Here is a 24034-nt window from a genome sequence, read left to right on the forward strand (position 1 = left end):
TGGTTGGAACCTTTCAAAAACCATCTGGTGGTAGGAGGACTTAACCAATCCACAACATCCCTTACAGTGTAGCACATAGCCCTTGGAGAGGGGCTCTAATAACTACTACTCTATAATACAAGGAGGAGTTAAATGGCTGACAATACGGAAGACATCGCCTTGTCTTATCAAATGAACACGGATTCTCTGTTGGCGGAAGCCGCTCAGGCGGGCAAAGAAGCGGCAGAGCAGCTAAATACAAGCTTAACGGCCGCGCTTTCGGGTCTGGGAGACAGAATTGCGGGCAGTTTACAAAATGAAATCGGCACTGCCTTTCGCCAGGTTCTGCCCGTGTTTTCTTCCGCGACGCAAACAATCAATGGCTCTTTGAACCAGATCATCGTGTCCTTGCAGTCGCTCGGAGCCGCCGTTAGTCAAAATTTGGGTGCTGCGCAGGGGCAGAAGGCGCAGGGCTTCTCAAGTGCATTGCAATCTGCGTTTGCGTCGGTTCCCGGGGTCGTTCAAAACGTCGTTGACCAGTTGGGAAACTTCAATACGGTTCATCAGGCATTCGAAACCCTAAAGAGTCTGAAAATCAACTTTGAACCACTGAAAAAGGCTTTTATAGGAATCTCATCCGTAGTAAGCGGTTCCGCTTTGCCTATTCTGGCGTTTGCCGCGGCCGTCACGGCAATTGCTTTGATCGCGACGTTAATCATGAAAAATTGGGAACCCATCAGTGCTTTTTTCAAAAACCTGTGGAACGATCTGGTTACGGGGATGACCAATCTGTGGAACACCATTACCGGCATTGTGAAGAAAGTCGTTCAGCCTTTGATCCAGGCAATTATGACCCCGTTCGACGGGCTTCAGGCGAGTTTCTCCCGGATTTTCGCCGGAATCCAGAAGATTTTTACGGGCGCGTTCACGGTTTTAAAAAATGTGCTGATGGCCCCGATTCTGGTCATCTGCGACCTGATCACCGGGAATTTCGGGAAGATCGGGCCTGACCTGCAGAAAATCTGGGCGAATATTACGAAGGGCATCCGACAGGTATGGACCGGCATTCAGCAGTATTTTACAGGACTTCTGACGGCAATCGCAACGATCTTTAAAAACACCTGGAACGGATTCATTTCGGTTGTAACTACAATCGGGGCCAAAATTAAAACCAGCATCACGACGCTGTGGAACTCGATCATCAGCTGGTTCAGTTCCCTGCCGGAAACCCTAAAAAATATTGGCGCAAACATGTTTAACTCGATGAAAAACGGAGTGGAGAGCACGGTTCACACGGTGGTCGATTCCGTGAAATCAGGAATCGGAGCAGCTATTGACTGGATTAAGAATCTTCCAAAAGAGGCGATTCAGTGGGGCAGGGACATCATCGGCGGAATCGCCGACGGGATCAGGAACGCGGCAAAAGCGGTTGGGGATGCGGTGAACGGCGTCGCGAAGGACATTCGCAAGTTTCTGCATTTCAGTGTTCCGGACGAAGGACCTTTGGTCGATTTTCCTGACTGGATGCCCGACATGATGAAGGGACTTGCTTCCGGAATTCGGGAAAACAAATCTCTGGTTACCGCCGCTTTGCAGGACCTGACCGGCACGATGACGCTGAGCCTGAGCGCGGTTCCGGCCGGTGCGTATTCCGGTTCGCAGCAGCCCGGCGCGGTGTCTGCCTCCGGACGGACCGGTCCAACGATTGATTATCACCCGGTCTTTCAAAGCCCCAAGGCACTCAGCTATGGGGAGGTCGCCCGGCAGGAGCGGATGAACGCGCAAAGACTTTCACTCTGTCTTCGGAGGCGCTGAATGGAACTGATTTGTGAAAATGGAAAAGGCGTGAGGCTGGCATTCGGCGAGTCGGCGCCCTTCTGGCTGATTGCCGCGCACGGCCTTGGGTCGGATTTTAACGTCTACACCTCCAAAAGCAGCGGACAGGACGGAGAAAACTACAATGGGTCGGACGCGCAGAAGCGGAACATCGTCCTGACGCTGGAACTGGGTCTGAGGGACTACGACAAACAGATCGAGAAGCTGTACAGCTTTTTTCAGAAGGATTCGCCCGGCACGCTGATCTTTTCGGGCGACGAACACCGGAAAATCCGCTATTATGCGGAAAAGGTGGAGCCGGAAGCGGAAAGCTTCTCGCCCGCAGGCGGCTCACCGTACGAAACGCGGAACGTTACGATTTCCCTGATCTGTCCCGACCCGAAGTTTTACTCGGCCGAAGACCGGCTGACACAGCTTGCCGCCTGGAACGGGCTGATCGAGTGGAGCCTGGAGATCACGGGCGAACCGTTTGCCCTGACGGAAAAAACGAATACCCTGATCGGCAATGTCTGGAACGGCAGCGCGGTTCCCATGGGACTTACCGTGAGGTTTGCCGCATCCGGCGAGGTCGTCGGTCCGTCGCTGTACGATGTAAACCGCCATGAGCTCATGAAAATCAACGCAACCATGCATACCGGCGACCAGGTTGTCATCACGACCGGGACGGGCGGGAAGCGGGTTCGCATGACTTCCGGCGGCGTGACAAAGAACATCAATAATCTGATGACGTATCCGCCCGTGTGGCTTCAGGCGTATGAAGGCGACAATCTTTTCCGGTACGACGCCGATTCCGGAATCGACAACCTGAGCGTGTCCATCCTCAGCACACAGGCTTATTGGGGGGTGTGATCGACGGAACTGTACGTGTATAACGCCGCGCTGGAACAGCAGGGCGTGCTCGACGGGTTTACTTCCCTGCGATGGAGAAGGCGGTTTTTTGAGCCCGGAGAATTTGAACTCCATGCTCCGGCAAATCAGGATACCCTGTCCCTCCTGACAGCCGGGAATATTCTGCACCGCCTGGACCGTCAGGAAGCCGGAATCATTGAAAGCGTCAGAATCACCTCAAGCAGCGAAACCGGCGATGAAATCGAGGCGGCGGGACGGATGGCCTCTTCCCTGCTGAGCAGGAGGGTAATCCAGCCGGCGGTTAGTTTTTCCGGAACGGTGGAAGACGCCATGCGGAAAATCGTCGCGGATAACGCGATTTCCTCGCGCCCGATCGATTTTCTCACCCTGGGAGAATCCGGCGGATTCGCGCCCCTGTGCAGCTTTCAGACATCCGGCAAGAATCTTCTGACGGTTCTGAAAGCACTGGGAAAATCGGCCCCGCTCGGCTTTCGGCTCCGTCCGGATGTGCAGAACCGGAAGTGGGTTTTCGAAGTGTATTCCGGCGCTGACCGGACGGTTGCGCAAACCTTGAATCCCTACATTTTGTTCAGCGACGGCTTTTCCAACATCAGCGGGTCTTCCTACACGCTGGACACCACCGGCTTCTGCAATTTTGCCTATGTCTGCGCGGCGGAGGAGGACGGTACCGTTGTCCTTGCGGAAGCGGACCTGACAAACGGCGAACCGCGCCGGGAGCTTTGGGTCGACGCGGGGGACCTTCAGAAAGGCAGCCTGACGGACGAGGAATACCGGGAGCAGCTTCGGCAGCGGGGAATCCAAAGTCTGGCGGAGGCCGCAAAAGCGGAAAATTTCGAGGCGTCGGCGGTTGATACGGAGAATTTCCGCTATCGGACGGACTGGGACCTCGGCGATATTATCAGCTTCGAAAAGTGGGGGCTGCGCCTTGACCAACGAGTCACGGAGGTCGAGGAAGTTTATGAAAACGGAACGGCAACAATCACACCGGTATGCGGGACCCCGCTGCCGGAAACTTTGGACTTAGGGAGTGAAGGATAAATGGCTGAATCGAGCGGATTTTTTCGCAGCGTCGGCGGCGACAGAAAATACACGGTGGATTTCCTCGCGGAATGGGTCGCGAGTTTTCTGAGCAACGGCGTCTACACAGACGCCCTTGCGGTAACCGCGGACGCAAACATGCAGGTGCTTGTCCCATCGGGGCAGGCGTGGATCAACGGGTACTATTACCGCAGCGACGCGGACATTCCGTTTCAAATCCGGAACGCCGACGGCGTTTTGAACCGGAAAGACACGGTCGTGCTGCGGTGGGATTTAAACAAGCGGAGCATCTCGGCGCAGATATTGACCGGCGCGCCCGCCAGCAATCCCGTCGCCCCGGCGATTGTCCGCACGGCGGAGCAGTATGATTTGAAGCTGGCGGAAATCAGCGTCCCGGCCGGCACGACGGCGATCACGCAAAGCCTGATTACCGACACTCGGCTGGATAACAATGTCTGCGGCATCGTTCACGCGGTCGTGGACCGCATCGATACAACGACGTTTTACAATCAGATTGCCGCGGACCTTGCGGAATTTAAAAGTACGAATGAATCTGACTTCACGGCGTGGTTTAACGGTATTAAAAATATTCTGGACGAAAATGCTGCCGGGAATCTGCTCGCAAAAATCAACGATCTTGCGGGAGACGGCAGGACGACGGAGACGGTTAAGGCGAATGCCGACACAATCGCCGCGCATGTCGCCCGCACAGACAATCCACATGGAGTAACGGCGGAGCAGGCGGGGGCCGTAAAGGGAAATACAGCCTCTTATCGTGCGACAGCGGTAACGTCAACCGATGCGTGGTCACAAACATTGACAATACCAAATTTTATATTCTCCGAAGGATGCCAGGTAACATTTAAGGCGGTTCAGACCCCGAAAGACGATAGCACGCCGGACGCAACAAGGGTCATTATAAACGGGAAGGGATACTGCCTTCTTGACACAAAGCGCGGGACCTTGCCGAGTGACGCATGGGTCATAGGTGCAGCCGTAACAGTCACTTTGTCAAATGATGCGCCGCTTGGGTGGGGTGCAGCGAACGGGTGCGGAACTGCTTTTTTTAAGCAGGGCGGCTATGGAACGTTGGCCGCCCAAATCAATAATTTTTATGCGACCATCGGGGACGCTTCTGTCCGGCTGACGTGGAGTAATCCGGCAGATGGAAATTACGCAGGCGTCGTGATTATCCGCAAGACCGGAGGCTATCCGTCAAAGGTGCTGGACGGAACGAAAATCTATGACGGGACCGGGACCTCATTTACCGATACCGGCCTGACGAATGGCACGCAGTATTATTACCGGGCGTTCTCTTATAACTCGAAAAAGGAATATCAAACCGAGTATTGCGTAGCCACAATGACGCCTCTGCATGGATACCAGCTCGGGACCTTCCCGGTCGGCACAAAGCTGAAATTCGGGTCGATTTTCGGAAATCCGATTGTGATGAAGATCGCCAACAAATCAGGGAGCGACATTACCTTAATAGCTGATGGGGTCTTGGCTCGGTATGCGTTCGACGCGAAAGAACCATCGAACAGCGTCACGGACCGGAAGAATTACGGGAACAACCGGTACACACTTTCCAATATTCATCAATGGCTCAACTCCGAGGCGGGGGCCGGTTCATGGTACGTCGCGCAGCACTCGGTAGATCAGGCCCCGGACAGTACAAGTGTTGTTTCGGCAAACCCGTACAAATCAGTGGCGGGTTTCCTGAATGGGTTCTCGGTAAAAGAAAAGAACTATCTCAAAACCAAAACAATCACAGTCGGGAGGCCAAACACAGACGGCGGCGGGACCGAAACGCTCAACGCAAGGATATGTCTGCCGAGCGGAACGGAAGTCGGCTTGTCAACGGATTATACGGAAGGCTCGCAGCTTCAAGCGTTTTCAGACAATAATTCCAGAATCGCATATGAGACAGCGGATTGCGCGGCAAACACAGGAGGAACGGCAGGAGCGGCGCAATACTACTGGCTTCGCACTCCGTATGCTTCCCGCGCGTACAGCGTCCGGGTCGTCTGCTCCGATGGCACGCTGGGCGACTACGACGCCTATAGCGGCACGGGTGGGGTCCGTCCGCTTTGCTTTCTTGATTCTTCCGTCTTAATATCTTTGACGCCCGACGCATCGGGGGCGTACACAGTGCTATGACTTGCAGAAAGGGGATCGAAAATGACCTGCACCACAAATAAGATTCAGATTAACGGTGAGTGGCGGGATATTCTGGTTATTCAAAGTGACGTGCCGGTAACGTTTGCAAATCCGGGCTGCATAGCCGACGGGAATACGCTTTATTTTACCGACGGGGCTGTGTTCCGCAGCGAACAGCAGGACGGCAAGTATTATTACTGGTTCGTCATCAATTCGACTTCGACGATACCGGGTCTGTCGGCGCAAATCAGTGATTTGCAAAATCAGATCGATGCGCTGACGTTATCTACACTGGGGGTGGCATAATGTACGCGACACTAAAACGGCTTTACGACTCCGGTCGGCTCCCGGAAGAGAATTTGAAAAAAGCGATTCCGCTTGGCTGGATCACCGCCGACGACTACAAGACGATCACCGGCGAAAATTACCGCGCGGATTAAGCTCATCGAGCTTTAACGTGTAAAAATTGTTATCAAACAACACATAAAAAGCCGGGGCACTCATACCAAACGGTATTGGGCTGCCCCGGCTTTTTGCCGTGTATCTGAAAGGAATCGCCGGCTGACCGGCTCAATGGATGACGGTTTTGCAAAAAGGTCCGCCTGTTTTTTACACGGATTGGTTTAAGAGGGGATTTCCTGTTCAGCAGAGGGTTACATGTTCTTTTTCTGGTCGTACTGCGGGTTGAACGCATAGAAATTCTTGGAGTCGAGACTGTCGGTGATAATCCGTAACCCTTCGCCGAAGCGCTGGTAATGTACGACCTCGCGCTCGCGCAGAAAACGGATCGCGTCGCGCACCTCGGGGTCGTCGTCGCAGTAACGCAGAATGTTGTCGTAGGTCAGGCGGGCTTTTTGCTCGGCGGCCAAGTCCTCGTGAATATCCGCCAGAGAATCCCCGGTGGAAGCGAATGTTGCGGCGTTGAACGGCACGCCGGAAGCGTCGGCAGGATAAATGCCGGTTGTATGGTCGATAAAATAGGCGTCGAAGCCGGCTTTTTTGATTTGCTCCGGGGTTTGGTTGCGGGTCAGCTGATAAACAATGGCTCCCACCATCTCCAAATGCGCAAGCTCTTCGGTGCCGACATCGGTCAGAATCGCCTTGAGCTCCGGGTTCGGCATGGTGTATCGCTGGCTCAGATACCGCAGCGACGCCCCCATCTCTCCATGCGGTCCGCCGAATGGCCTACCGCGATGATTTTTACCTGTAATACAGGCTGATTCGGTTTTGCGCGCGGTCAAATATGATCTTTCGGACCAGACACCGCAGCAGGGCGTTTTTTTGGTCGGGGGGAAAAGCGCCGTCGCGAAGGAATAGAATCAGGTCCGACGCAACGGCGTTCTGGTTTTCGCCGGACAGGCGGTTTAAATCCGTTTCCAGCGCATGGCAGGCGCGTTCGATCTCACCGCGTTCCTTTAAGTATTCCGCCAAATGCTCCGCGCCGCCCAGATAGGCCTCCCGCAGCCTTGAAAGGCGGAGGCGCTCTTTCCTCAGCCGCAGGCGAAGCAGCCCGCGCTCCTCGCTTTCCTCCCCGGAAAAGTGGGGAGAAATCCGCAGGGCGGTTGTTTGCAGGTCGTTTTCCAGCAGGGAAACCACCATGGCTTCCAGCTTCCGCGTGGAAATCGAGTGGGATTCCTGACAGGTCCCATGACTGTATCCGCCGCACTGCATGCTGCCCGAGGAGGAAGGAATCAGAAGCGATCCGCAGCCGGAACAAAAGACCAACCCCCTCAGCGTGCACGGCGGCGCGCCGCGCCTGCGGACCGCGCCGGGGCGCAGACGGCTCTGGGCTTCCTCCCAAAGTGTTTCCGGAACGATCGGTTCATGGCAGCCCCGCGTCAGAAGCGTATCGGTTTCCGGGGAGCCCCGGCCCAGCGGCCCGCCGGGGTTCCACCTGAGCGCCCCGCAGTAGACCGGGTTTTTCAAAAGGTAGCGCACGGCGCGCGGTTCCCACTTTCCGCCGCGCCGTGTGCGAAGGCCCGTTGAGTTGAGCTTTTCCGCAATTTCGCCCGGGGACGCGCCGCGGAGGAAATCGGCGAAGACCAGCCGGACCGCGGCGGCCTCCTCCGCGTCGGGCACAAAGCGCTTCTCCGCCATCCGGTATCCGAACGGGGGGCCGGCGACCGGTTCGCCCCGAGCAATTTTTTCCCGCATGCCTCGGCGGACCTCTTCGGCGAGATTCACGCTGTAATACTCGTCCATCGCCTCAATCATCGCTTCCACCAGAATGGAGGTCTTTTCGTCGCCGAGCGGCTCGCTGACCGAGATCACCTCGATGCCCCGGCGCCGCAGCAGGGTCTTGTAAAGGACGCTGTCCGCCCTGCTGCGCGCGAAACGGCTGAATTTCCACAGAAGGATGCAGTCGAACGGGCGCGGCCTGCGCTGCGCCTCGGCGATCATGCGCTGAAATTCCGTGCGCTTTTTCGCTCCGCGGCCGCTCACGCCGTCGTCCTCGCGGAAGATGTATTGGTCCGGCAGCAGATAACCGTTGCTCTTTGCGTAGTCACGGATGCAGCTGAGCTGGCTGTCCGGGCTGTATTCCAGCTGGTCGCTGGTGGAAACGCGGATATAGGCCGCCGCAGTTTTCATGGAAAGTCACCCTTTGCGCGGGAATCGGCGGGGGATAGGACGGGCCGACGCCCCGTATAAATAGAAACGGGGTGAGTAAAATGAAAAAGAAGCCGTTTCGGTTTACGGGCGAGTGCTATTCGGCGGACCGGTCCGGGGCTTTTTCGCTCAGAAGCCGCGCCGAATTTGAACAGCTTTCCGGGCCCGGCAGCGGCGGGTTCAGGGTGGTCGGCCGCCGGGAATATCTGCCGCGGGAAGAACAGCTCCGGCAGGACCGGGAACGGATGGAACGCGCGGAGCGGGAAATGAACGCGCGTCCGTAGACGGTTTCGGCCTATTTCCATTTTCGCGCTCCGGCAATATGCAGATAGCGGACCTGTGAGAAAAAATAACGGTCCAGCGGTTTCATGTAAACGTCATAGGTGTGCGCCGCAACATAGATTCCGTCTTTTTCCACGGCGACCACGACGGGAGTATGGTAAAAACGCGCTCCGTTGCCCAGTTGGACCAGGTCGCCCGGCCGGATCCCGGAAGGGTCGGTTTCGACGGCGAAGGGTCCCGGCCCGTGGTTTCCGACCAGAAAGTCGTGCAGGTATTCGACTCCGCTCCAGGAGGCGGTCCGGTCGCCGGGACTGTTGTAGTACCAGCCGGTGTCTTTTTGATAGTTCATCACGCCGCATCCGGCAAATACGCACTGGGAGGCGAAATTGGTGCAGTCTCCGCCCATCCCGTCGAAGCTGTAGTATTTTGGGTTTCGGCTCGTTGCCCACTGTCTGGCGTAGGCGACCGTTTTTTCCCGGTCGTAGGAAATTTCGTTCAGCATTTGGATCCCTCCGGTTTCATGGCGGCTTTCCTATCATCCTATGCTGCGAAACAGGAAAGTATCCCTTTTCCATCATACCGAAGGGCCATTCGGCCCGCCATACTGCGATATGATCAGTTTGGCGAGCGCGGGATTCGGTGTTTTGATTTTTACCGGGTATTGCAGCCTTTTCTCATAAATCCACATTTATTTTCCCTCCTCGCTCAGTTCCCAGGGCCATGGCTCCGCGATCCAGGCCCAGCGGTTGGTATTCTGTGAAGTTTCGTTGATCGGTCCGTAAGCGGCCTCGTATTTCGCAACAAGGTCGTCGGTGATTTTTCGGTATTCCTCCATTTTGGCGGCCGCGGTGCAGTCGCCCGGGTGTGTATCAAGGTAGATGTGGAGCTCCCACATTGCGAAGTGATTCGCGTTGATTTTTCTCATCAGTTGTTCTTGTTCGCTCATTTTGCCATCCCTCCGCCTAAAAATGGTTTGTTCAGTTCCGGAAAAATCGTCCCGTAAACAAGCCCGCGCTCCGCGGGATAGGTGGTATCAAAGTGCTGGAACGGGACATAGGCCATTGCTACCGGCGTTTCCGCCGGAAAACTCGTCCGGTTCGGCAGGCAGCCCTGGCCGCCCATATAGTTGCTCTTCACACCGCCTTTGGATTCCGTCTGCACCGGCGACACCGCGGCGTTCATTTTATTCTGCGCGTCGGAGGGTGCGGAAAGCATTGCCTTGTTGCCGGAAGCCGACGGGGATACGGTCTGATTTGTCATGGGGTTTTTGCCGGAATACTCTGAAACAGCACCGTTGCCCGATGTTGCCGTTCCGGTTTTGGGATTCTGTCCGCTGGAATATTCCGAAATGACTCCTCCGCTGCTGCCGTGCGTTTTGACGGTGTTGCTTTTTGCGGCCGATTCCGGCGAAACCGAGGGGGAGGATTTCGCATTTTGTGCGCTGTTATATTCAGCCATCATATTATTTGAAGGATTTCCATAGTCAAGCATGATGTTTCTCCTTTCGCGAAACTGGATGTTTCTCATCTCATATTATGCAATAGATGAAAGACGGTGTTATTGCTTTTATCATTTTATCGGATTTATTGACATATTAGAAAAATGTAATTTGACGCTTTTTGGCGTTTTCATTTGTATTTTCAGTTTCGCCACCGGATTTTTCGGCGCAAAACCGCGGCCGGTCCGGGTTTGCCCGTGCCGGCCGCGGGCTCCGCGGAGGGATTAATGCGGATTTTACTTGTATAATCGGGCGGGATGTTATAGAATATATAAGTTATAGTTAAAAAAGACATTGAATTCTGGAGTTGAAGTATGGCGGAAGAAAAGAGAAAATTCGGTAAAAATCTTTTTGTAATCATTACGTTGATTCTTTCCGTCGGCATTCTGCTGTATTTTCTGTTCACAACGGGCGGAGGAATTGAAACACTCGCCCGCATTGCGAAAACCCTGCGCCGAACGTGGCTGCTCGCCGCGGTTCTGGCGGCGGTGGCCTGCTGGCTGCTGGAAGGGTTTGAAATTAACCTGCTGTGCCGGCACATGAAACCGAACTGGAAGTTTTCACGCTCCTTTTCCGCGGGGATGATCGGCTTTTTGTACAGCGCCGTTACCCCGTTTGCCACCGGCGGACAGCCGATGCAGATGTACACGCTCAGCAACATGGGCATGGATACCGGTATGGCCGGCTCCGTCGTCGCGGTGAAAACCCTGGTCTATCAGGTCGTGATGGTTCTGTACGCGCTCCTGATGGTGGCCACAAAGCTCCATTATTTTCAGACAAACGTGACCAATTTCGCGTTTTTAACCATAGTCGGCCTGTTCACCAACTGTATTTTTATCGCGTTGGTCGTGCTGTTTATGCTCAGTGAAAAAACAACGGACCGAATCCTCCGGTCCACGCTTCTCTTGCTCCACCGGTTCAAACTGTGCCGGCATCCGAAAGCGCGTTATGAAAAAATCCACAGCCAGCTGCAGGTTTTCCACGACGCCTCTAAAATGATGGGAAATTCCGCGCCGCTTTATTTGAGCGTCATGGCTTCCGCGGCGGTTCAGATTACTCTCAACAGCCTGATCCCGTTTTTTATCTACCGCAGCTTTAATATGCGCGGGGCTTCGGTTACCGCCATGATCGCGGCGCAGGTTTTTGTGGCGATGGTTTCGGCGTTTGTGCCGCTGCCCGGCAGCTCCGGCGGGGCGGAAAGCAGCTTCTATCTGTTTTTCGGGCTGTATTTCAAATCGGCGATTTTTCCGGCGATTTTGCTCTGGCGATTGATCACCTATTACGCCAATATCGTGTTCGGCGGGATTTTCGCTTATATCGGCAGTAAGATGAATATGGAAAGGGATTCCCAATAGCATCTTTTTATTGACAAATAAAACGCGGGATGCTATACTGCGACTGTACTAATAAACATAATACGGTAAATACAGTGAGGTGAACAGGATGTTCGTGCTGGATTACAAAAGCAGGCTGCCGATTTACGAACAGCTTTACCGGTCGATGACCCGCATGGCGGCGATGGGCGCGATGGAACCGGGAGAAGCCCTGCCGAGCGTCCGCGCTCTTGCACAGGAACTCGGAGTAAATCCGAATACGGTGCAGAAAGCGTACCAGATGCTGGAGCGGGACGGGATCATTTTTTCGGTGCAGGGAAAGGGTTCTTTCCTGGCGGGGGATGAATCCGCCGTTGACCGCAGAAAAAGCCTCGCGCTGGAAAAAGTGCGGGACGCGGCGGCGGAAGCGGTTTTCTGCGGCGTGACAAAGGAAGAAATTCTGGCGCAGATATCCGGTGTGTTCGACGGGAGGGCGGATCAACATGATTGAGGTTCAAAATCTGACGAAAAAATTCGGCGCCAAGGCTGCGCTGGACAATGTGAATTTTACGATCGGCGGGGGGTCCGTCTTCGGGCTGGTCGGTTCCAACGGAGCGGGAAAATCAACATTTCTCCGCACCTGCGCCGGCATCTATTTTCCGGACGGCGGGAATGTTCTGGTGGACGGAAAAGCTCCGTTTGAAAATGCGGAAGTAAAATCAAAAATATGTTTTATTCCGGACTACCCGTATTTTCTGCCACAGGCGACGCTGTCCGATATGGCGAAATTTTACTCGGGGATATACCCCAAATGGGACGCCGCGAGGTTTGAAGACCTGTGCAAGCTGTTTCCGGTTGGGAAAAAAGAACGGATTACAAACTTTTCCAAGGGGATGCAGCGCCAGGCCGCGCTGATCTGCGCGTTTGCCGCCCGCCCGGAGTACCTTCTCATGGACGAAATCTTCGACGGGCTTGACCCGGTCATGCGCCAGCTGCTCAAGAAACTGATCTGCGAGGAGGTTTCGGAGCATAACCTGACCGTCATCATCGCGTCGCATAACCTGCGGGAGCTGGAAGATTTGTGCGACCACGTCGGGCTGTTCCACAAGGGCGGGATTCTTTTTGAAAAAGACATTGACGCGCTGCGGCTCGGCGTGTGCAAGGTTCAGGCGGCTTTCCGCCCGATGCCGGAAAGAAGCGCGTTTGAACCGATGGAGATTCTCGAGTGGGAAACGCGCGGTTCTCTTTTAAACCTTGTGGTCCGCGGCGGCCGGGACGAAGTTCTGGAAAAGCTTAATTCCTTGAACCCCATCTTCGCGGAAGCGCTTCCGCTGACGCTTGAAGAAGTATTTATCAGTGAAATGGAGGTGGCGGGCTATGACATCAACAACATCCTGTCTTAACCGTTTCTCTCAATTCCGGCGGACCTATTTCTGGTCGCTGAGAAAGAACATCGGTATGGCGGTGCTGCTCGCGCTGCTGCTGTTTCTGGCAAATCCGCTGATTTTGCTGATTTCCCTGCCGGGTGAGGCGGCCGCCATCGCGCGGAACACGGACCTGACCCAGGCGGAAAGGACGGAGAGCCTTTCCAGAAGCTACACCAATATGGTCGGCGGCTTGCTGCCGGCGTTCGCGGTTGCGATCGTCCTGCTGTTCTGCGCGATTTTGTGCGTTCTGCTGTTCGGCTATCTGCAGAAGAAGCGGAGCGTGGATCTGTATCACGCCATGCCGGTCGGCCGCGAGGCCCTTCTGCTCGGGCGCTGGTGCGCGGGAATCACCGTATTGTTTGTGCCGGTGCTGCTGGACTTTATTTCCATGCGGATGATCGGCGCGGCCTACGGCGTTTCGGTGACGGACGGGGCGAAGTCGCCGCTTATCTCAATGCTTTGGGTCCTGCTGATGGGCGCGGCGGCATTTACCTTCTGCCTCTTCATGATGGTCTGCGCCGGAACCACGCTGGATGCGGTGCTTTCGGCGCTTGGGGTCAACGTCGGCTATCCGCTCCTGATTCTGTGCGTCTATACCGTCGCGGGGATGCTCCTGCCGGGATTCAGCGCGAATATTGCGGATCATTTGACGGTTGCCACCGCCTTTGCTCCGTTCGCAGCGGCGTTTGTCGCGGTTTTGCGGATCGGCTCCGCCTGGTTTTTGCTTTGGTGGGTTGCGTTGACGGCCGTGCTGCTGGCGGGTTCCGTCCTGCTGTACCGCAGGCGCAGGAGCGAATCGGCGGAAGACAATTTCGCCTTTCCTCTTCCGAAGCTTCTGGTCCGCTTCCTTTTGACAGCGGTCGGCGGGCTGGGGTTCGGGCTGGTTCTGAACGGCGCTTCGGATACCGCGTTCTTCATCGGCGTGCTTTGCGGGTCTCTCGCAACGCATGTGATCGTTGAGGTCATCTACTCCCGCGGGTTTCATCAGATGAAAAAGAGTTTCGCGTGGTACGGCGTTTTCGCCGTTGTGTTCGTCGCCTTTTTCGGCGCGCTCTGCACCGGGCTGTTCGGTTACGACACGCGGGTTCCGGACGCTTCGCAGGTGGAAAGCGTCTCCATCGACGCGGACAGCTACTGGAGCGGCTCCGGCAGTCAGACGGTTTACGACGAGAGCTTCGGAAACCGGATCTTGGCTCTGTCCCCGACCATCCGTCAGGAAGAAAACATCAAGGCGGTCGTCGGGATTCAGCAGGAGCTGATCAAGAAATACCGCGCCCGGTATCCCTACTGCTTAAAAACCAATCAGGGCAACGGGCTGACCCTTTCCTACCGGATGAAAGACGGGAGCGTCTTCAAAAGAACATACAGAAGCTATACCGACCAGATGAATCTGGAATCAATGCTGAAACCGGCCTATGACAAGCTGAACGGCATGAAGGAATTCGTGGAAAGCGAAGACCTTGTTTTCTACCTGTCGCCGGAGAATTTCAAGAGCATTGAAATCTATAACGGCAAGTCGAGCAGCAAGACCTTTGTTCCTGACGCGCAGCAGGCGGCGCAGTTCCAGAACGCTTTGGAACAGGATTTCCTCGACGGGAAGGTCAACCGCAGATATGAGATGACGCAGGAGCCGGAAAAGTACCTGGATATCAGCCTTGACTACCAAGAAAAGATCGAGCCAGGAGAGAAAATGAGAACCCTGCTCGGCGGGTACAAGGGGAAAATCAACCTGAACGGCGGCAATTACAGTTTTACGGATGAAAGCGCGGCGACGTGGAAGCTTCTGAAGCAGTGGGGCTGGGTTGAATGATAGGAGTATAAGGTTGTATTGCATCATATAAAAACAGGAAGGGCCGCGGGCATTTGCCCGCGGCCCTTCCGCATGCCCGGAGGTCCGGTTTCATAGATGGAGCGCGTATTGAACCCCAAGCGAGGTCAGAGACAGGACGACCCAGCAGATAAAACCGAGCAGAATCGGTTTCGCGCCGCTTTTCACCAGTTTGATCAGATTGGTGTTCAGGCCGATGGCCGCCATTGCCATCACAATCATGAATTTGCCGGCCTGGGACAGAAATCCGCAAAGAGCTGCCGGAAGGGGAAGAAACGTGTAGGCAACGGACGCGGCGACGAACCCAAGCACGAACCAGGGGAATATTTTTTTAAAATCATAGCTGCCTTTGCCGGAAGCCGCGTTTTTACGGGAGGTGTAAAAAGCCAGCACCAGTGTGACCGGAACAATCATCAGCGTTCGGGTCAGCTTTACGATCACGGCGAGATTGCCCGCGGCGTTGCTGTAAGTATAGCCCGCCGCCACCACGGATGAGGTGTCGTTGACGGCGGTGCCCGCCCAAAGGCCGAAGCTGTGGTCGCTCATGCCCATCAGATGGCCCAGGAACGGAAACAGGAAGGCCGCGATCACGTTGAACAGAAAGATGGTGGAAATCGAATGCGCGACGTCTTCATCGTCGGCTTTGATGACCGGCGCGGTCGCGGCGATGGCGGAGCCGCCGCAAATGGCCGAGCCGACGCCGATCAGCGTTTTTGTATTCGAATCCAGCCCCAATGCCCTGCCGGCAAAATAGGCGGTCACGAACGCGGCGGTCAGCGTGAACGCCATTAAAATCAGCGTCTGGCCGCCGACTTCAAAAACATGGAACAGGTTCATTTCAAATCCGAGCAGAATGATGGAATACTGAAGCAGTTTTTTCGACGTATACCGGATTCCGTCGTCGAACAGCGCGGGCCTTTTCAAAAAGGCGAGCAGCATGCCGAACAGGATTCCCAGGACGGGGCTGCCGACGACGGGGAACGCGCTCCCCAGCAGCCAGGCGGGAACCGCAATCAGGGCTGTCAGGGCAATCCCCGGTATTTTTGAGGTGATTTGTTTCAAATGATCTTCTCCTTTCTTTTTTTCATCATACTCCTTGACTTATAATAAGTAAAATATTATTATCTTATTATATCGATAAGTAAAAAGGATGGGATCGTTTGACACTTCGGCATTTTAAAATCTTTGTCGCCGTCTGCGACCGGCTGAATATGACCGCGGCGGCGAAATCGCTGTTTATGTCGCAGTCCGCCGTCAGTCAGGCGATCGCGGAACTGGAAAAATATTACGGAGTCCGGCTGTTTGAACGGCTGACGAAAAAGCTGTACCTGACTTCGGCGGGGGAAAATCTGCTTGGGTATGCGCGCCACATGGTGCGGATGAACGAAGAAATTGAAAACAGCATGAAAACGCTCGCCGGCAGCGGCAGCGTGCGCGTCGGGGCGAGCGTTACGGTCGGGGCAAGCGTTCTGCCGCACCTGATCCTCCGGTACCGGCAGGCAAACCCGGCGGTTGAGGTGGAAGTGTTTGAGGACAACACGGCTCGGATTGAAAAAAGGATTCTGAGGGACACGACGGACATCGGCCTGGTCGAGGGGGAGACCGCGTCGCAGGATCTGATCACTCTGCCGTTTCTCACGGATGAACTGGTGCTGGTCTGCGGCAGGGAGCACCGATTTGCGGCACTTCGCTCCGTTGCGCCGGACGAGTTGGAGCGCGAACCCTTTATTATCCGGGAGGAGGGCAGCGGAACCCGAAAGACGTTTGAGGACGGGATGAAGGCGAAGGGCCTTTCTTTCCATGCCGGCTGGGTCTGCAATAATGCGGATACGATCAAAGCGGCCGTCGCGGAGGGGCTGGGGGTTACCGTGATTTCACGCCGCGCGGTCGAATCCGAGGTGAACCGCGGGCTTCTCTGCATCAGGGAGATCGAGGGGATCCGTTTTTTCAGGCAGTTTCGGATGATTGTGCATAAAAACAAATATCTGACCGCGGCGATGAGAAGGTTTATGGACCTGTGCCTGAATCAGGATGGCCTGCGGGAAAGTCCGGATGAGGCCGGCGTCAAAAAACGCCCGGTGCAAAACACCGGGCGAACGAAAGATTAAGATTTAATTTGCGCCGCAACCTCGCCGGCGTATTGCCTCATAGCGGCCAGATCGTCGTCGGTCGGCATGAAGTTTACCCTCATCCCGTCACCGACAAAGCGGAATTTCAGGTGTTCCAACCGGCTCTTCACCATCGGAACAGCTTCTCCGCTCCAGCCGAAGGAGCCGAATGCGCCCGCCGGTTTTGCGCGGGTATTGATCGGGTCGACGCTTGCCAAAACGTCCCATACAATCTTCGGGGCGTCCCGGTTAATCGTGCAGGAACCAACCAGAAGGGCGTCCGCCCGGTTGACCAGTTCCGCGGCCTTTTCAAACGGTTCAAAAACAATATTGATCAGTCTAACGTCAAGGGCATCGTTTTTGCCGAGCTCTTCCGCAGCGGCGCGAGCCAGTTTTTCGGTGTATCCGTATGAGGATGCGTAAAGGATGCCGAAAGTCTTTTTCGGCCGGAGCGCCGGGGTACTCCAGCTCCGATAAAGCTCTTTGCATTTCCGAATATTATCAGTCAGGCAAGGCCCGTGGCTTGTGCAGATGACCTCAGCGGGGAGTTCTTCGATTTTGTCCAGTCCGGACAGAACGTACGGACCGAACGGCGCCATAATGCACCGATAGTAATTTTCAAATTCATCCCAGTACTTTTCCGGATAGTGAACCGAAGTGTCCGTCATGGTTGGCTCACAGAAATGGCATCCCAAAAAGTCGCAGGTGAACAGGATCTTTTCAGAAGGCATCCAAGTAAACATGGTGTCCGGCCAGTGCAGCAGCGGGGCGACGATAAATTCAAGTTCACGCTCGCCGAGGTCCAGCCTGTCCCCTTGTTTGACAACGACGCTTTGAAACTCACGGTTCATAATCGCGCTAAGATTCTTTTTCGCAGCAAAGGTGGAATAAATTACAAGATTTGGGTTCAATTCCAACAGCTTCGCGATGGAGCCTGAATGATCAGGTTCCGTGTGGTTGACGATCAAGTAGTCGATTTTGGAAATGTCCACAATGCTCCGGATGTTCTCGAGGTATTCGTCAAAAAAGGATTCGAGAACCGTGTCGACCAGAACATTTTTTTCGCCTGTAATCAGGTAGGCGTTGTAGCTTGTCCCATATTCCGCATGCATGATAATGTCAAAAACACGCATGCCGGGATTCAAAACGCCGACGGAGTAGACATGGTCCGCTAATTTTTTCATGCTCATGGAAAACTTCTTTCTTAATCTTCGGGTGAGAACATGTCTTTGCCCACGCCGCATTCCGGGCAGGTCCAGTCGTCCGGAAGGTCTTCAAACGCGGTGCCGGGTTTCGCTCCGTGCTCAGGGTCGCCCTTTGCGGGGTCGTAAACATAACCGCATGCACTGCAAACATATTTTTTCATTTTTCCCACTCCTTATCAGATGTTTTCTATTAGTATAGTGGAGCAAAATAGTTTTGTCAATCAGAGCGGCTGTCGTACTTCAGGTCATCGATGATTTCACAAAGGTTCTCCGGAAACACTTTACAGCGGCAGAACTGGCTGGCAAGGTCCAGAACCCTTAAGAGATTTCTTGAAACATACTGGTCTGTGTAATCATTGTCTGAACGAAGAATTTTAATTCCATACCCTTTTCTGCGATTCCCAAATACATAGTATTTCAGGCAGACCCCCGGGATATCTGCGCAACCAATAAATCTGAACATTAACCACCATCCTCTCTGTGAATTTTAATCACATTTTACCTGATTACGGTAATATCATAATTCACAAAAAGGAATTTTTCAAGCGAAAAAGCGCGGATTTTGGTGCTAATCTGACAATAACGCAAGATGTCGCGAAGATTATTCAGAAGCAAAATAGATATTGTATGTAGGAATTAGAATTATTTTTCTACAATTTGTATAAGTATATTACAACAAACGCACATAATACGCCAAGTAATGATCCGAGGATTGTGTCGGACGGATAATGCACAAACAGAAAGACTCTCGAAAAAGCAATTAATAAGGCGAGTATCAGCGCGGCTGTGCCGAACCGGCTGTTAAAAAGCAGAATCACCGTCGCGGCCGCGAAGGATGACGCCGAGTGCCCGGATGGGCAGGAATAGCCGCCCGGGGTGTGAATCAGAAGGGATACGCCCGGATTGGCCATAAACGGCCTGGGGCGCCCGATAATCGGTTTTAAAATCTGGCTGATAATATGCGCGAGCGCCAGTGAAAAAAATAGCATGAACGCGAAAGTGCGGGTATGCCTGTTGTAGCCGAGGAAGACTGCGGCGGTCAGCCAAACCGCACCCGCATTGCCGATTCTGGAAAGAAGCGGGAAAATAAAATCGGTAAATCGGTTATGGCAGTGCGTTTGAACATAACTGATGATCCTGACATCCATTCCTGTTCCTCCGGTCAGAGTTGTTTCCCGATTATTATACCATATTTTTAATGCCTTGCGAATATACTTATATTAAAAAACAGGAGATGATACGGATTGGAATGGCAGAGCCTGACAAAAGAAGACTGTGCAAAAAAGCTCAGAACCAGCCTGCGCGACGGGCTGACGCCGCAGCAGGCAGCCGAACGGCTGCGAAAATACGGCGGCAACGAACTGGCCCGTCCTAAGAAAAAAAGCCTGATTCTTCGTTTTGCGGCTCAGCTGTCGGACTTTATGGTCATTGTCCTGCTGATTGCGGCAGGCATTTCCTTTCTCACATCCTATCTTCAGCAGGACAGCGACTATATCGATTCCATTATTATTCTGGTCATCGTCGCGGTTGACGCGGTAACGGGACTGATTCAGGAAAGCCGCGCGGAACGGGCGATCGAGGCGCTGCAGAGGCTTTCCAGCCCCAGGGCGCGCGTCGTCCGTTCGGGCAAGGAACTGGAAATACCGGCGGAAAAGCTGGTTCCCGGCGACTTGGTCGCGGTGGAAACAGGCGATCTGGTGCCGGCGGACCTTCGATTGACCGAAGCGATCGATCTAAAAGCGGAGGAAAGCGCGCTGACCGGGGAGAGTCTTCCCGGGGCCAAGGACGCCGACTCCGTATATCCGGCCGGAACGCCGCTGGGCGACCGGCATAATTTTTTGTATTCCACCAGCTCGGTCGCGGCGGGCCGCGGGCGGGGAATTGTGGTGGCGACCGGCATGCACACGCAGGTTGGAAGAATTGCTCACATGATCGGCAGCCAGTCGGCGCCGCAGACGCCCCTTCAGCGAAAGCTCGCGCAGACGGGGCGCATGCTGGGGGCGGGGGCGCTCGTCATTTGCCTGCTGATTTTTATCATGGGGCTGATCCAGAGAATCGACCCGCTGGATATGTTCCTGATTGCCATCAGTCTGGCCGTCGCCGCGATTCCGGAGGGGCTGCCCGCGGTCGTTACCGTCACGCTGGCCGTTGGGGTGCGGCGCATGGCGGCAAAACGGGCGATTGTACGCAGAATGCCGGCGGTGGAAACGCTCGGAAGCGCCAGCGTGATCTGTTCCGATAAAACGGGAACGCTGACGCAGAACCGGATGACGGTTGTGGAGCTGCAGGACGCGGCGGGAAAAATCGAGGCGGGTTCCGCGGCGGGCAGAAGACTTCTGGAGGCGGCCGCGCTTTGCACAAACTGCGCGGAAAACGGCGGGCGGCTCTGCGGCGATCCCACCGAAACCGCGTTGGTCCGCGCGGCGGCGGCCGACAAGGGCCGGCTGGAAAGACAATTTCCGCGAATCGGCGAGTTTCCGTTTTCCAGCGAGCGCAAAAGAATGACCACCGTGCACCGGCTGCCGGGCGGGCGCTTTCGAATCATCACAAAGGGTGCGCCGGATATCCTGCTTCAATACTGCGCCTCCGGGGGGGCCAAGGAGCGAATCGCGCACAGAAACGAGGAAATGGCTTCGCGGGCGCTGCGGGTGCTCGGCGTGGCGTACCGTGACGCCGACCGTCCCCCGAGAAGCGCCGAGGAGGCCGAACGGGGCCTTGTTTTCCTGGGGCTGGTGGGAATGATCGATCCGCCCCGCCCGGAGGCCGAGAGAGCCGTCAGGATGTGCAGGCAGGCGGGAATCCGTCCGGTCATGATTACCGGAGACCACGCAGCGACGGCGGCGGCGATCGCCGTGAGGCTGGGGATTGCGGAAAGCGCCGCAAACGTGGCGACCGGGCCGGAGCTGGACCGCATGACGGATGAGAAGCTGCGCCGCTGCATCAGCCGGTATTCCGTGTTCGCCCGCGTTTCACCGGAGCATAAGGTCCGTATCGTGAGGGCGTTCCAGTCGCGGGGAGAAGTCGTTGCGATGACCGGGGACGGCGTAAACGACGCGCCGGCCCTGCGGGCGGCGGACATCGGCTGCGCGATGGGGGTTTCCGGCACCGACGTCGCCAAGGCCGCCTCCGATATGATTCTGACGGACGACAACTTCGCCACCATTGTTTCCGCGGTCCGCGAGGGCCGCGGAATTTACCAGAATATCCGCAAGACGGTGCATTTCCTGATCAGCTGCAATATCGGCGAGCTGCTGACGGTTTTCGTCGGCTTTCTGCTCAGGCTGCCAAGCCCTCTGCTCGCCATTCAGCTGCTGTGGGTGAATCTGGTCACCGATTCGCTGCCGGCGCTGGCACTCGGCATGGAACCGATTGCCGGCGACGTGATGAACCAAAAACCCGTGCGGCGCGGGGAAAACATCTTTTCCGGAGGAATGGGATACAACATTATGGTGGAAGGATGCCTGATCGGGTCGCTTTCGCTGTTGGCTTACAGTATTGGAAGAGCGTTTTTCGATGTGGACCCGGCGTCCCCGTTTATTGGGCGGACCATGGCGTTTGCCGTATTGAGCCTTTCGCAGGTTGTACACACCTTTAATATGCGCTCCGACAGCTCCGCGTTCCGGGCGGGACTGTTTGCCAACCCTCAGTTGGTCCTGGCGGCCGTCGCCTGCGTGATTCTTCAGGCCTCCGTCATTGTTATTCCGCCGCTCGCGGCCGTTTTTAAGACCGCCGTCCTGACGGGCAGACAGTGGCTGGTCGTGGCGGCCCTGTCGCTTACGCCGCTTTTTGTGGTGGAGGCGGAGAAGGCCGCGCGGCATGTTAAGCCCGCGCGTACGCCCGCCGTGCGGCGCCTCGAAAAAGGCAGGGCCCCGTCGGACGGGGCGGAGGGTAGAAGAAAAGGGCCCGCCGGTTGATTCCGGCAGGCCCTTTTCGATGTGTGTTTATGCCTTGCGATTAATATCGGCGGGCTCTTCAAAACCGCCGCAGCTTCCGCAGTCGCCGCCGCAGCCTCCGTGCCCGAGGGAATCCACCGAATGGAATCCCAAAAACGCCAGCGCGGCGATAATCAGGCTGATCAGAATCCATGCCGCCATTCCATCACCTCCCGGGGAAAATGCGGTTCTATGAATGGAAAATTTCGGTAGTTTACGCTGATCTTGCTGGACCAGTTTAACACCTTTTTGCAGGACTGTCAACTTCGGCGCAGGGCTTTCCGAATTTCTGAAGAGACGCCGTGCCGTTTCCCTTTTAAAGCGTTTTGCCGCCGGAAGCGGGACCGCCGCGATCAAATAGGGTCGGAAGCTTTCCGGATTTTGTCAGCGTGGTATAGAGGATCATCAGAAGCGGAATATAAATCAGAATCCAGAAATTTTTAGCGATCAGGGCAAAGTAAATGGCGGCAAGCATCGAAAGCGGATGAATATCAATGGAGGAAGAAACGATCTTCGGCTCAATGATCTGGCGGATGGCGGTAATAATCATCCAGCTGACGAGGAGCATTCCGGCGGTAAAGATGTTTCCGGTGCAGAGATAGATGAGGGCGAGGGGGATATAAATCGTGCCGGGGCCCAGCACGGGAAGAATGTCCGCGACGCCGGTTACAATGCTTACGACCAGCGGGTAGGGGATGCCGAGGGCGATAAAGACGATCAGGGTTTCTAAAAATGTGATAAAATATATCAGCAGGTAGGAGCCGATATATTTTCCGCTCAGGCTGCGGCCGTTGCGGGAATAGCTGCGCAGGTCGTCCGCGCCTCCGGCGGTGAAAAGGCCCAGCAGGCAGTCCTTGATCTTTCTCATGTCTTTCGAAAAGAAGTAGGTGGAGAAAATCATCACGATGAACATGGTGAAAATTGCCGGGAGGGAGGTCAGAAATCCGAGCGTGGTGCTGAGGGCTTTGGTTGCAAGCGACAGCCCCGTCTGAGCCAGGTTCAGCATTTTTTCCTGATTCTGCTGAATAAACCCGGCGTCGATATGATTGATATAATCGCCTACCTGTTTCATGAGGTTGTCAAACGGAAGCGTCAGAATGCCCATGTCGGACGGGGACAGACTGGAAATGTAGGCGATCAGGTTGCTGATTTCACGGATCAGGAACAGCCCGATCAGGAACAGCAGGCCGAACAATACGGCGTAGACCAGCAGAGTCGCCGCTGCGGCGGCCGCAGCCGGGTGGAAATGCAGCCGGTCGCGGAGCCACTCAATCAGCGGCTGGGCGAGCAAAGCCAGAAGGAACCCGGCCAAGAACGGAAAGGTATATTTTAAAGTTACGGCGAACAGGACGAATCCGGCGGAATAACAGACGAAAAACACGATAAGAGGCAAAATGCGGATGAACTGGCGCTTGTCGAACAATGAAAAACCCCCTTGTCAATTTTCATGGAAAAGAGTATGATTCATTATAACGTGTATGGGAAGAAAAAGAAAGAAAAAAAAGAGTGTCCCGCTCAAGAATAGCGGAACACTCCTTCATCGGAACTTATTTCTCTCTGCCCAAAAGCCAATCCACAGAAACGTTGAGGATGTTGGCAAGTGCTGAAAGTTCAAAATCCGTTACATAGCGGATCTGCCCTTCAAGTTTGGACAGGCCGGAAGCGTTCATGTCGACTCCGTTCACTTGGAGCTGAGCTAAAAGCTCTTTTTGCTTCATGCCTTGATTCTTACGTGCCATTTCGACACGAGCTCCCACCAAGTTGCGGGTTCCGAGTGCTTGTTTGCGCAATCTCAATTCATTCATCTCCTCGTAGCAAATTTGGTTTCGCATACACTTCTTTTTCACAAGACTGTGCTTGCCGGCAGGATTCGGCAATACAGCTGATTTTCCGGGACCGAATCTACCCTTAATACCGACAGAGATTAGTATAATAGCTTTTTGTGATTATT

26 protein-coding genes and 1 pseudogene are annotated in these 24034 nt (G+C 54.9%); 13 read left to right on the forward strand and 14 right to left on the reverse strand.

Annotated features, from left to right (window positions below; translation table 11 throughout):
* Window positions 1–132: 132 nt before the first annotated feature.
* From CAFE_RS01155 to CAFE_RS01180, 6 genes are read left to right on the forward strand one after another with little or no spacing between them, the layout of a single operon-like run.
* Complete coding sequence (locus tag CAFE_RS01155) at window positions 133–1794, forward strand: phage tail protein (RefSeq protein ID WP_156989565.1); 1662 nt, start codon at window positions 133–135, stop codon at window positions 1792–1794.
* Window positions 1795–2664 carry a phage tail family protein gene (locus CAFE_RS01160; RefSeq protein ID WP_156989566.1) on the forward strand — a complete coding sequence of 290 codons (870 nt, stop codon included), beginning with the start codon at window positions 1795–1797 and terminating at the stop codon, window positions 2662–2664. It begins immediately after the preceding gene.
* A 15-nt stretch (window positions 2665–2679) separates the two neighbouring features.
* Window positions 2680–3723 carry a siphovirus ReqiPepy6 Gp37-like family protein gene (locus tag CAFE_RS01165; RefSeq protein WP_166525040.1) on the forward strand — a complete coding sequence of 348 codons (1044 nt, stop codon included), beginning with the start codon at window positions 2680–2682 and terminating at the stop codon, window positions 3721–3723.
* Window positions 3724–5883 carry a DUF6273 domain-containing protein gene (locus CAFE_RS01170; protein WP_156989568.1) on the forward strand — a complete coding sequence of 720 codons (2160 nt, stop codon included), beginning with the start codon at window positions 3724–3726 and terminating at the stop codon, window positions 5881–5883.
* Window positions 5884–5904: 21 nt separating this feature from the next.
* Entirely contained in the window at window positions 5905–6189 is a 285-nt protein-coding gene (locus CAFE_RS01175; RefSeq protein ID WP_156989569.1) for a hypothetical protein, read from the forward strand.
* On the forward strand, window positions 6189–6323 hold the full coding sequence (locus tag CAFE_RS01180; protein ID WP_156989570.1) for an XkdX family protein: 135 nt from the start codon (window positions 6189–6191) through the stop codon (window positions 6321–6323). Before CAFE_RS01175 ends, CAFE_RS01180 begins: the two co-directional genes overlap by 1 nt.
* A gap of 213 nt (window positions 6324–6536) precedes the next feature.
* Here CAFE_RS01180 and CAFE_RS01185 read toward each other — a convergent pair whose 3' ends face one another.
* Both CAFE_RS01185 and CAFE_RS01190 read right to left on the reverse strand, forming a co-directional pair.
* Entirely contained in the window at window positions 6537–7094 is a 558-nt protein-coding gene (locus tag CAFE_RS01185) for a manganese catalase family protein (protein WP_330593753.1), read from the reverse strand.
* Complete coding sequence (locus CAFE_RS01190; protein WP_156989572.1) at window positions 7084–8472, reverse strand: recombinase family protein; 1389 nt, start codon at window positions 8470–8472, stop codon at window positions 7084–7086. Before CAFE_RS01190 ends, CAFE_RS01185 begins: the two co-directional genes overlap by 11 nt.
* Window positions 8473–8552: 80 nt before the next feature.
* Between CAFE_RS01190 and CAFE_RS01195 the strand changes: the two genes are divergently transcribed.
* On the forward strand, window positions 8553–8774 hold the full coding sequence (locus CAFE_RS01195) for a hypothetical protein (protein WP_066645374.1): 222 nt from the start codon (window positions 8553–8555) through the stop codon (window positions 8772–8774).
* A gap of 11 nt (window positions 8775–8785) precedes the next feature.
* On the opposite strand, the gene CAFE_RS01200 is transcribed toward CAFE_RS01195, so the two are convergent.
* The 4 genes and pseudogenes from CAFE_RS01200 to CAFE_RS19870 all read right to left on the reverse strand — a co-directional run bounded on the left by CAFE_RS01200 (window position 8786) and on the right by CAFE_RS19870 (window position 10263).
* Window positions 8786–9274 carry an amidase domain-containing protein gene (locus tag CAFE_RS01200; RefSeq protein WP_066645376.1) on the reverse strand — a complete coding sequence of 163 codons (489 nt, stop codon included), beginning with the start codon at window positions 9272–9274 and terminating at the stop codon, window positions 8786–8788.
* A gap of 84 nt (window positions 9275–9358) precedes the next feature.
* Window positions 9359–9460: pseudogene (locus tag CAFE_RS01205) on the reverse strand (manganese catalase family protein); the annotation flags it as partial.
* Entirely contained in the window at window positions 9461–9718 is a 258-nt protein-coding gene (locus CAFE_RS01210; RefSeq protein ID WP_066645378.1) for a spore coat protein CotJB, read from the reverse strand. It lies immediately after the preceding pseudogene.
* Complete coding sequence (locus CAFE_RS19870) at window positions 9715–10263, reverse strand: spore coat associated protein CotJA (protein WP_228724984.1); 549 nt, start codon at window positions 10261–10263, stop codon at window positions 9715–9717. The genes CAFE_RS01210 and CAFE_RS19870 overlap by 4 nt, the downstream gene beginning before the upstream one ends.
* A 321-nt stretch (window positions 10264–10584) precedes the next feature.
* On the opposite strand from CAFE_RS19870, the gene CAFE_RS01220 reads away from it, so the two are divergent.
* The 4 genes from CAFE_RS01220 to CAFE_RS01235 all read left to right on the forward strand — a co-directional run bounded on the left by CAFE_RS01220 (window position 10585) and on the right by CAFE_RS01235 (window position 14820).
* Window positions 10585–11625 (forward strand): lysylphosphatidylglycerol synthase transmembrane domain-containing protein, encoded by a 1041-nt coding sequence (locus tag CAFE_RS01220; protein WP_156989573.1) that lies wholly within the window; start codon window positions 10585–10587, stop codon window positions 11623–11625.
* Window positions 11626–11713: 88 nt separating this feature from the next.
* The gene (locus CAFE_RS01225; protein WP_066645384.1) at window positions 11714–12094 is read left to right on the forward strand and encodes a GntR family transcriptional regulator; all 381 of its coding nucleotides are present in this window, start codon (window positions 11714–11716) and stop codon (window positions 12092–12094) included.
* Window positions 12087–12986: an ABC transporter ATP-binding protein gene (locus CAFE_RS01230; RefSeq protein ID WP_066645386.1), complete on the forward strand. Its 900-nt coding sequence runs from the start codon at window positions 12087–12089 to the stop codon at window positions 12984–12986. Before CAFE_RS01225 ends, CAFE_RS01230 begins: the two co-directional genes overlap by 8 nt.
* Entirely contained in the window at window positions 12961–14820 is a 1860-nt protein-coding gene (locus CAFE_RS01235) for an ABC transporter permease (protein ID WP_066645388.1), read from the forward strand. Before CAFE_RS01230 ends, CAFE_RS01235 begins: the two co-directional genes overlap by 26 nt.
* Window positions 14821–14910: 90 nt before the next feature.
* On the opposite strand, the gene CAFE_RS01240 is transcribed toward CAFE_RS01235, so the two are convergent.
* On the reverse strand, window positions 14911–15900 hold the full coding sequence (locus CAFE_RS01240; RefSeq protein ID WP_066645390.1) for a YeiH family protein: 990 nt from the start codon (window positions 15898–15900) through the stop codon (window positions 14911–14913).
* A gap of 98 nt (window positions 15901–15998) precedes the next feature.
* Between CAFE_RS01240 and CAFE_RS01245 the strand changes: the two genes are divergently transcribed.
* Window positions 15999–16946: a LysR family transcriptional regulator gene (locus CAFE_RS01245; protein WP_066645392.1), complete on the forward strand. Its 948-nt coding sequence runs from the start codon at window positions 15999–16001 to the stop codon at window positions 16944–16946.
* Here CAFE_RS01245 and CAFE_RS01250 read toward each other — a convergent pair.
* From CAFE_RS01250 to CAFE_RS01265, 4 genes are all read right to left on the reverse strand, one after another.
* Window positions 16943–18130 carry an FprA family A-type flavoprotein gene (locus tag CAFE_RS01250; protein ID WP_233452663.1) on the reverse strand — a complete coding sequence of 396 codons (1188 nt, stop codon included), beginning with the start codon at window positions 18128–18130 and terminating at the stop codon, window positions 16943–16945. The two genes, CAFE_RS01245 and CAFE_RS01250, sit on opposite strands and share 4 nt — an antisense overlap.
* Window positions 18131–18150: 20 nt before the next feature.
* A complete protein-coding gene (rd, locus tag CAFE_RS01255; RefSeq protein ID WP_066645396.1) occupies window positions 18151–18312 on the reverse strand; it encodes a rubredoxin in 162 nt (53 codons plus the stop codon).
* 56 nt (window positions 18313–18368) lie between these two features.
* Window positions 18369–18614 carry a DUF6514 family protein gene (locus CAFE_RS01260; RefSeq protein WP_066645398.1) on the reverse strand — a complete coding sequence of 82 codons (246 nt, stop codon included), beginning with the start codon at window positions 18612–18614 and terminating at the stop codon, window positions 18369–18371.
* A gap of 187 nt (window positions 18615–18801) precedes the next feature.
* Window positions 18802–19299 (reverse strand): phosphatase PAP2 family protein, encoded by a 498-nt coding sequence (locus tag CAFE_RS01265; protein ID WP_066645399.1) that lies wholly within the window; start codon window positions 19297–19299, stop codon window positions 18802–18804.
* Window positions 19300–19395: 96 nt separating this feature from the next.
* On the opposite strand from CAFE_RS01265, the gene CAFE_RS01270 reads away from it, so the two are divergent.
* Window positions 19396–22065, forward strand: a complete 2670-nt coding sequence (locus CAFE_RS01270; protein ID WP_233452664.1) for a calcium-translocating P-type ATPase, PMCA-type — start codon at window positions 19396–19398, stop codon at window positions 22063–22065.
* 27 nt (window positions 22066–22092) lie between these two features.
* On the opposite strand, the gene CAFE_RS01275 is transcribed toward CAFE_RS01270, so the two are convergent.
* From CAFE_RS01275 to CAFE_RS01285, 3 genes are all read right to left on the reverse strand, one after another.
* On the reverse strand, window positions 22093–22245 hold the full coding sequence (locus CAFE_RS01275; RefSeq protein WP_156989575.1) for a FeoB-associated Cys-rich membrane protein: 153 nt from the start codon (window positions 22243–22245) through the stop codon (window positions 22093–22095).
* A 154-nt stretch (window positions 22246–22399) separates the two neighbouring features.
* Window positions 22400–23506 (reverse strand): sporulation integral membrane protein YtvI, encoded by a 1107-nt coding sequence (gene ytvI / locus CAFE_RS01280; protein WP_156989576.1) that lies wholly within the window; start codon window positions 23504–23506, stop codon window positions 22400–22402.
* A 124-nt stretch (window positions 23507–23630) separates the two neighbouring features.
* The gene (locus CAFE_RS01285; RefSeq protein ID WP_321173055.1) at window positions 23631–23888 is read right to left on the reverse strand and encodes a helix-turn-helix domain-containing protein; all 258 of its coding nucleotides are present in this window, start codon (window positions 23886–23888) and stop codon (window positions 23631–23633) included.
* Window positions 23889–24034: the final 146 nt, after the last annotated feature.

It is taken from the genome of Caproicibacter fermentans (assembly GCF_009746625.1).
GTDB lineage: Bacteria > Bacillota > Clostridia > Oscillospirales > Acutalibacteraceae > Caproicibacter > Caproicibacter fermentans.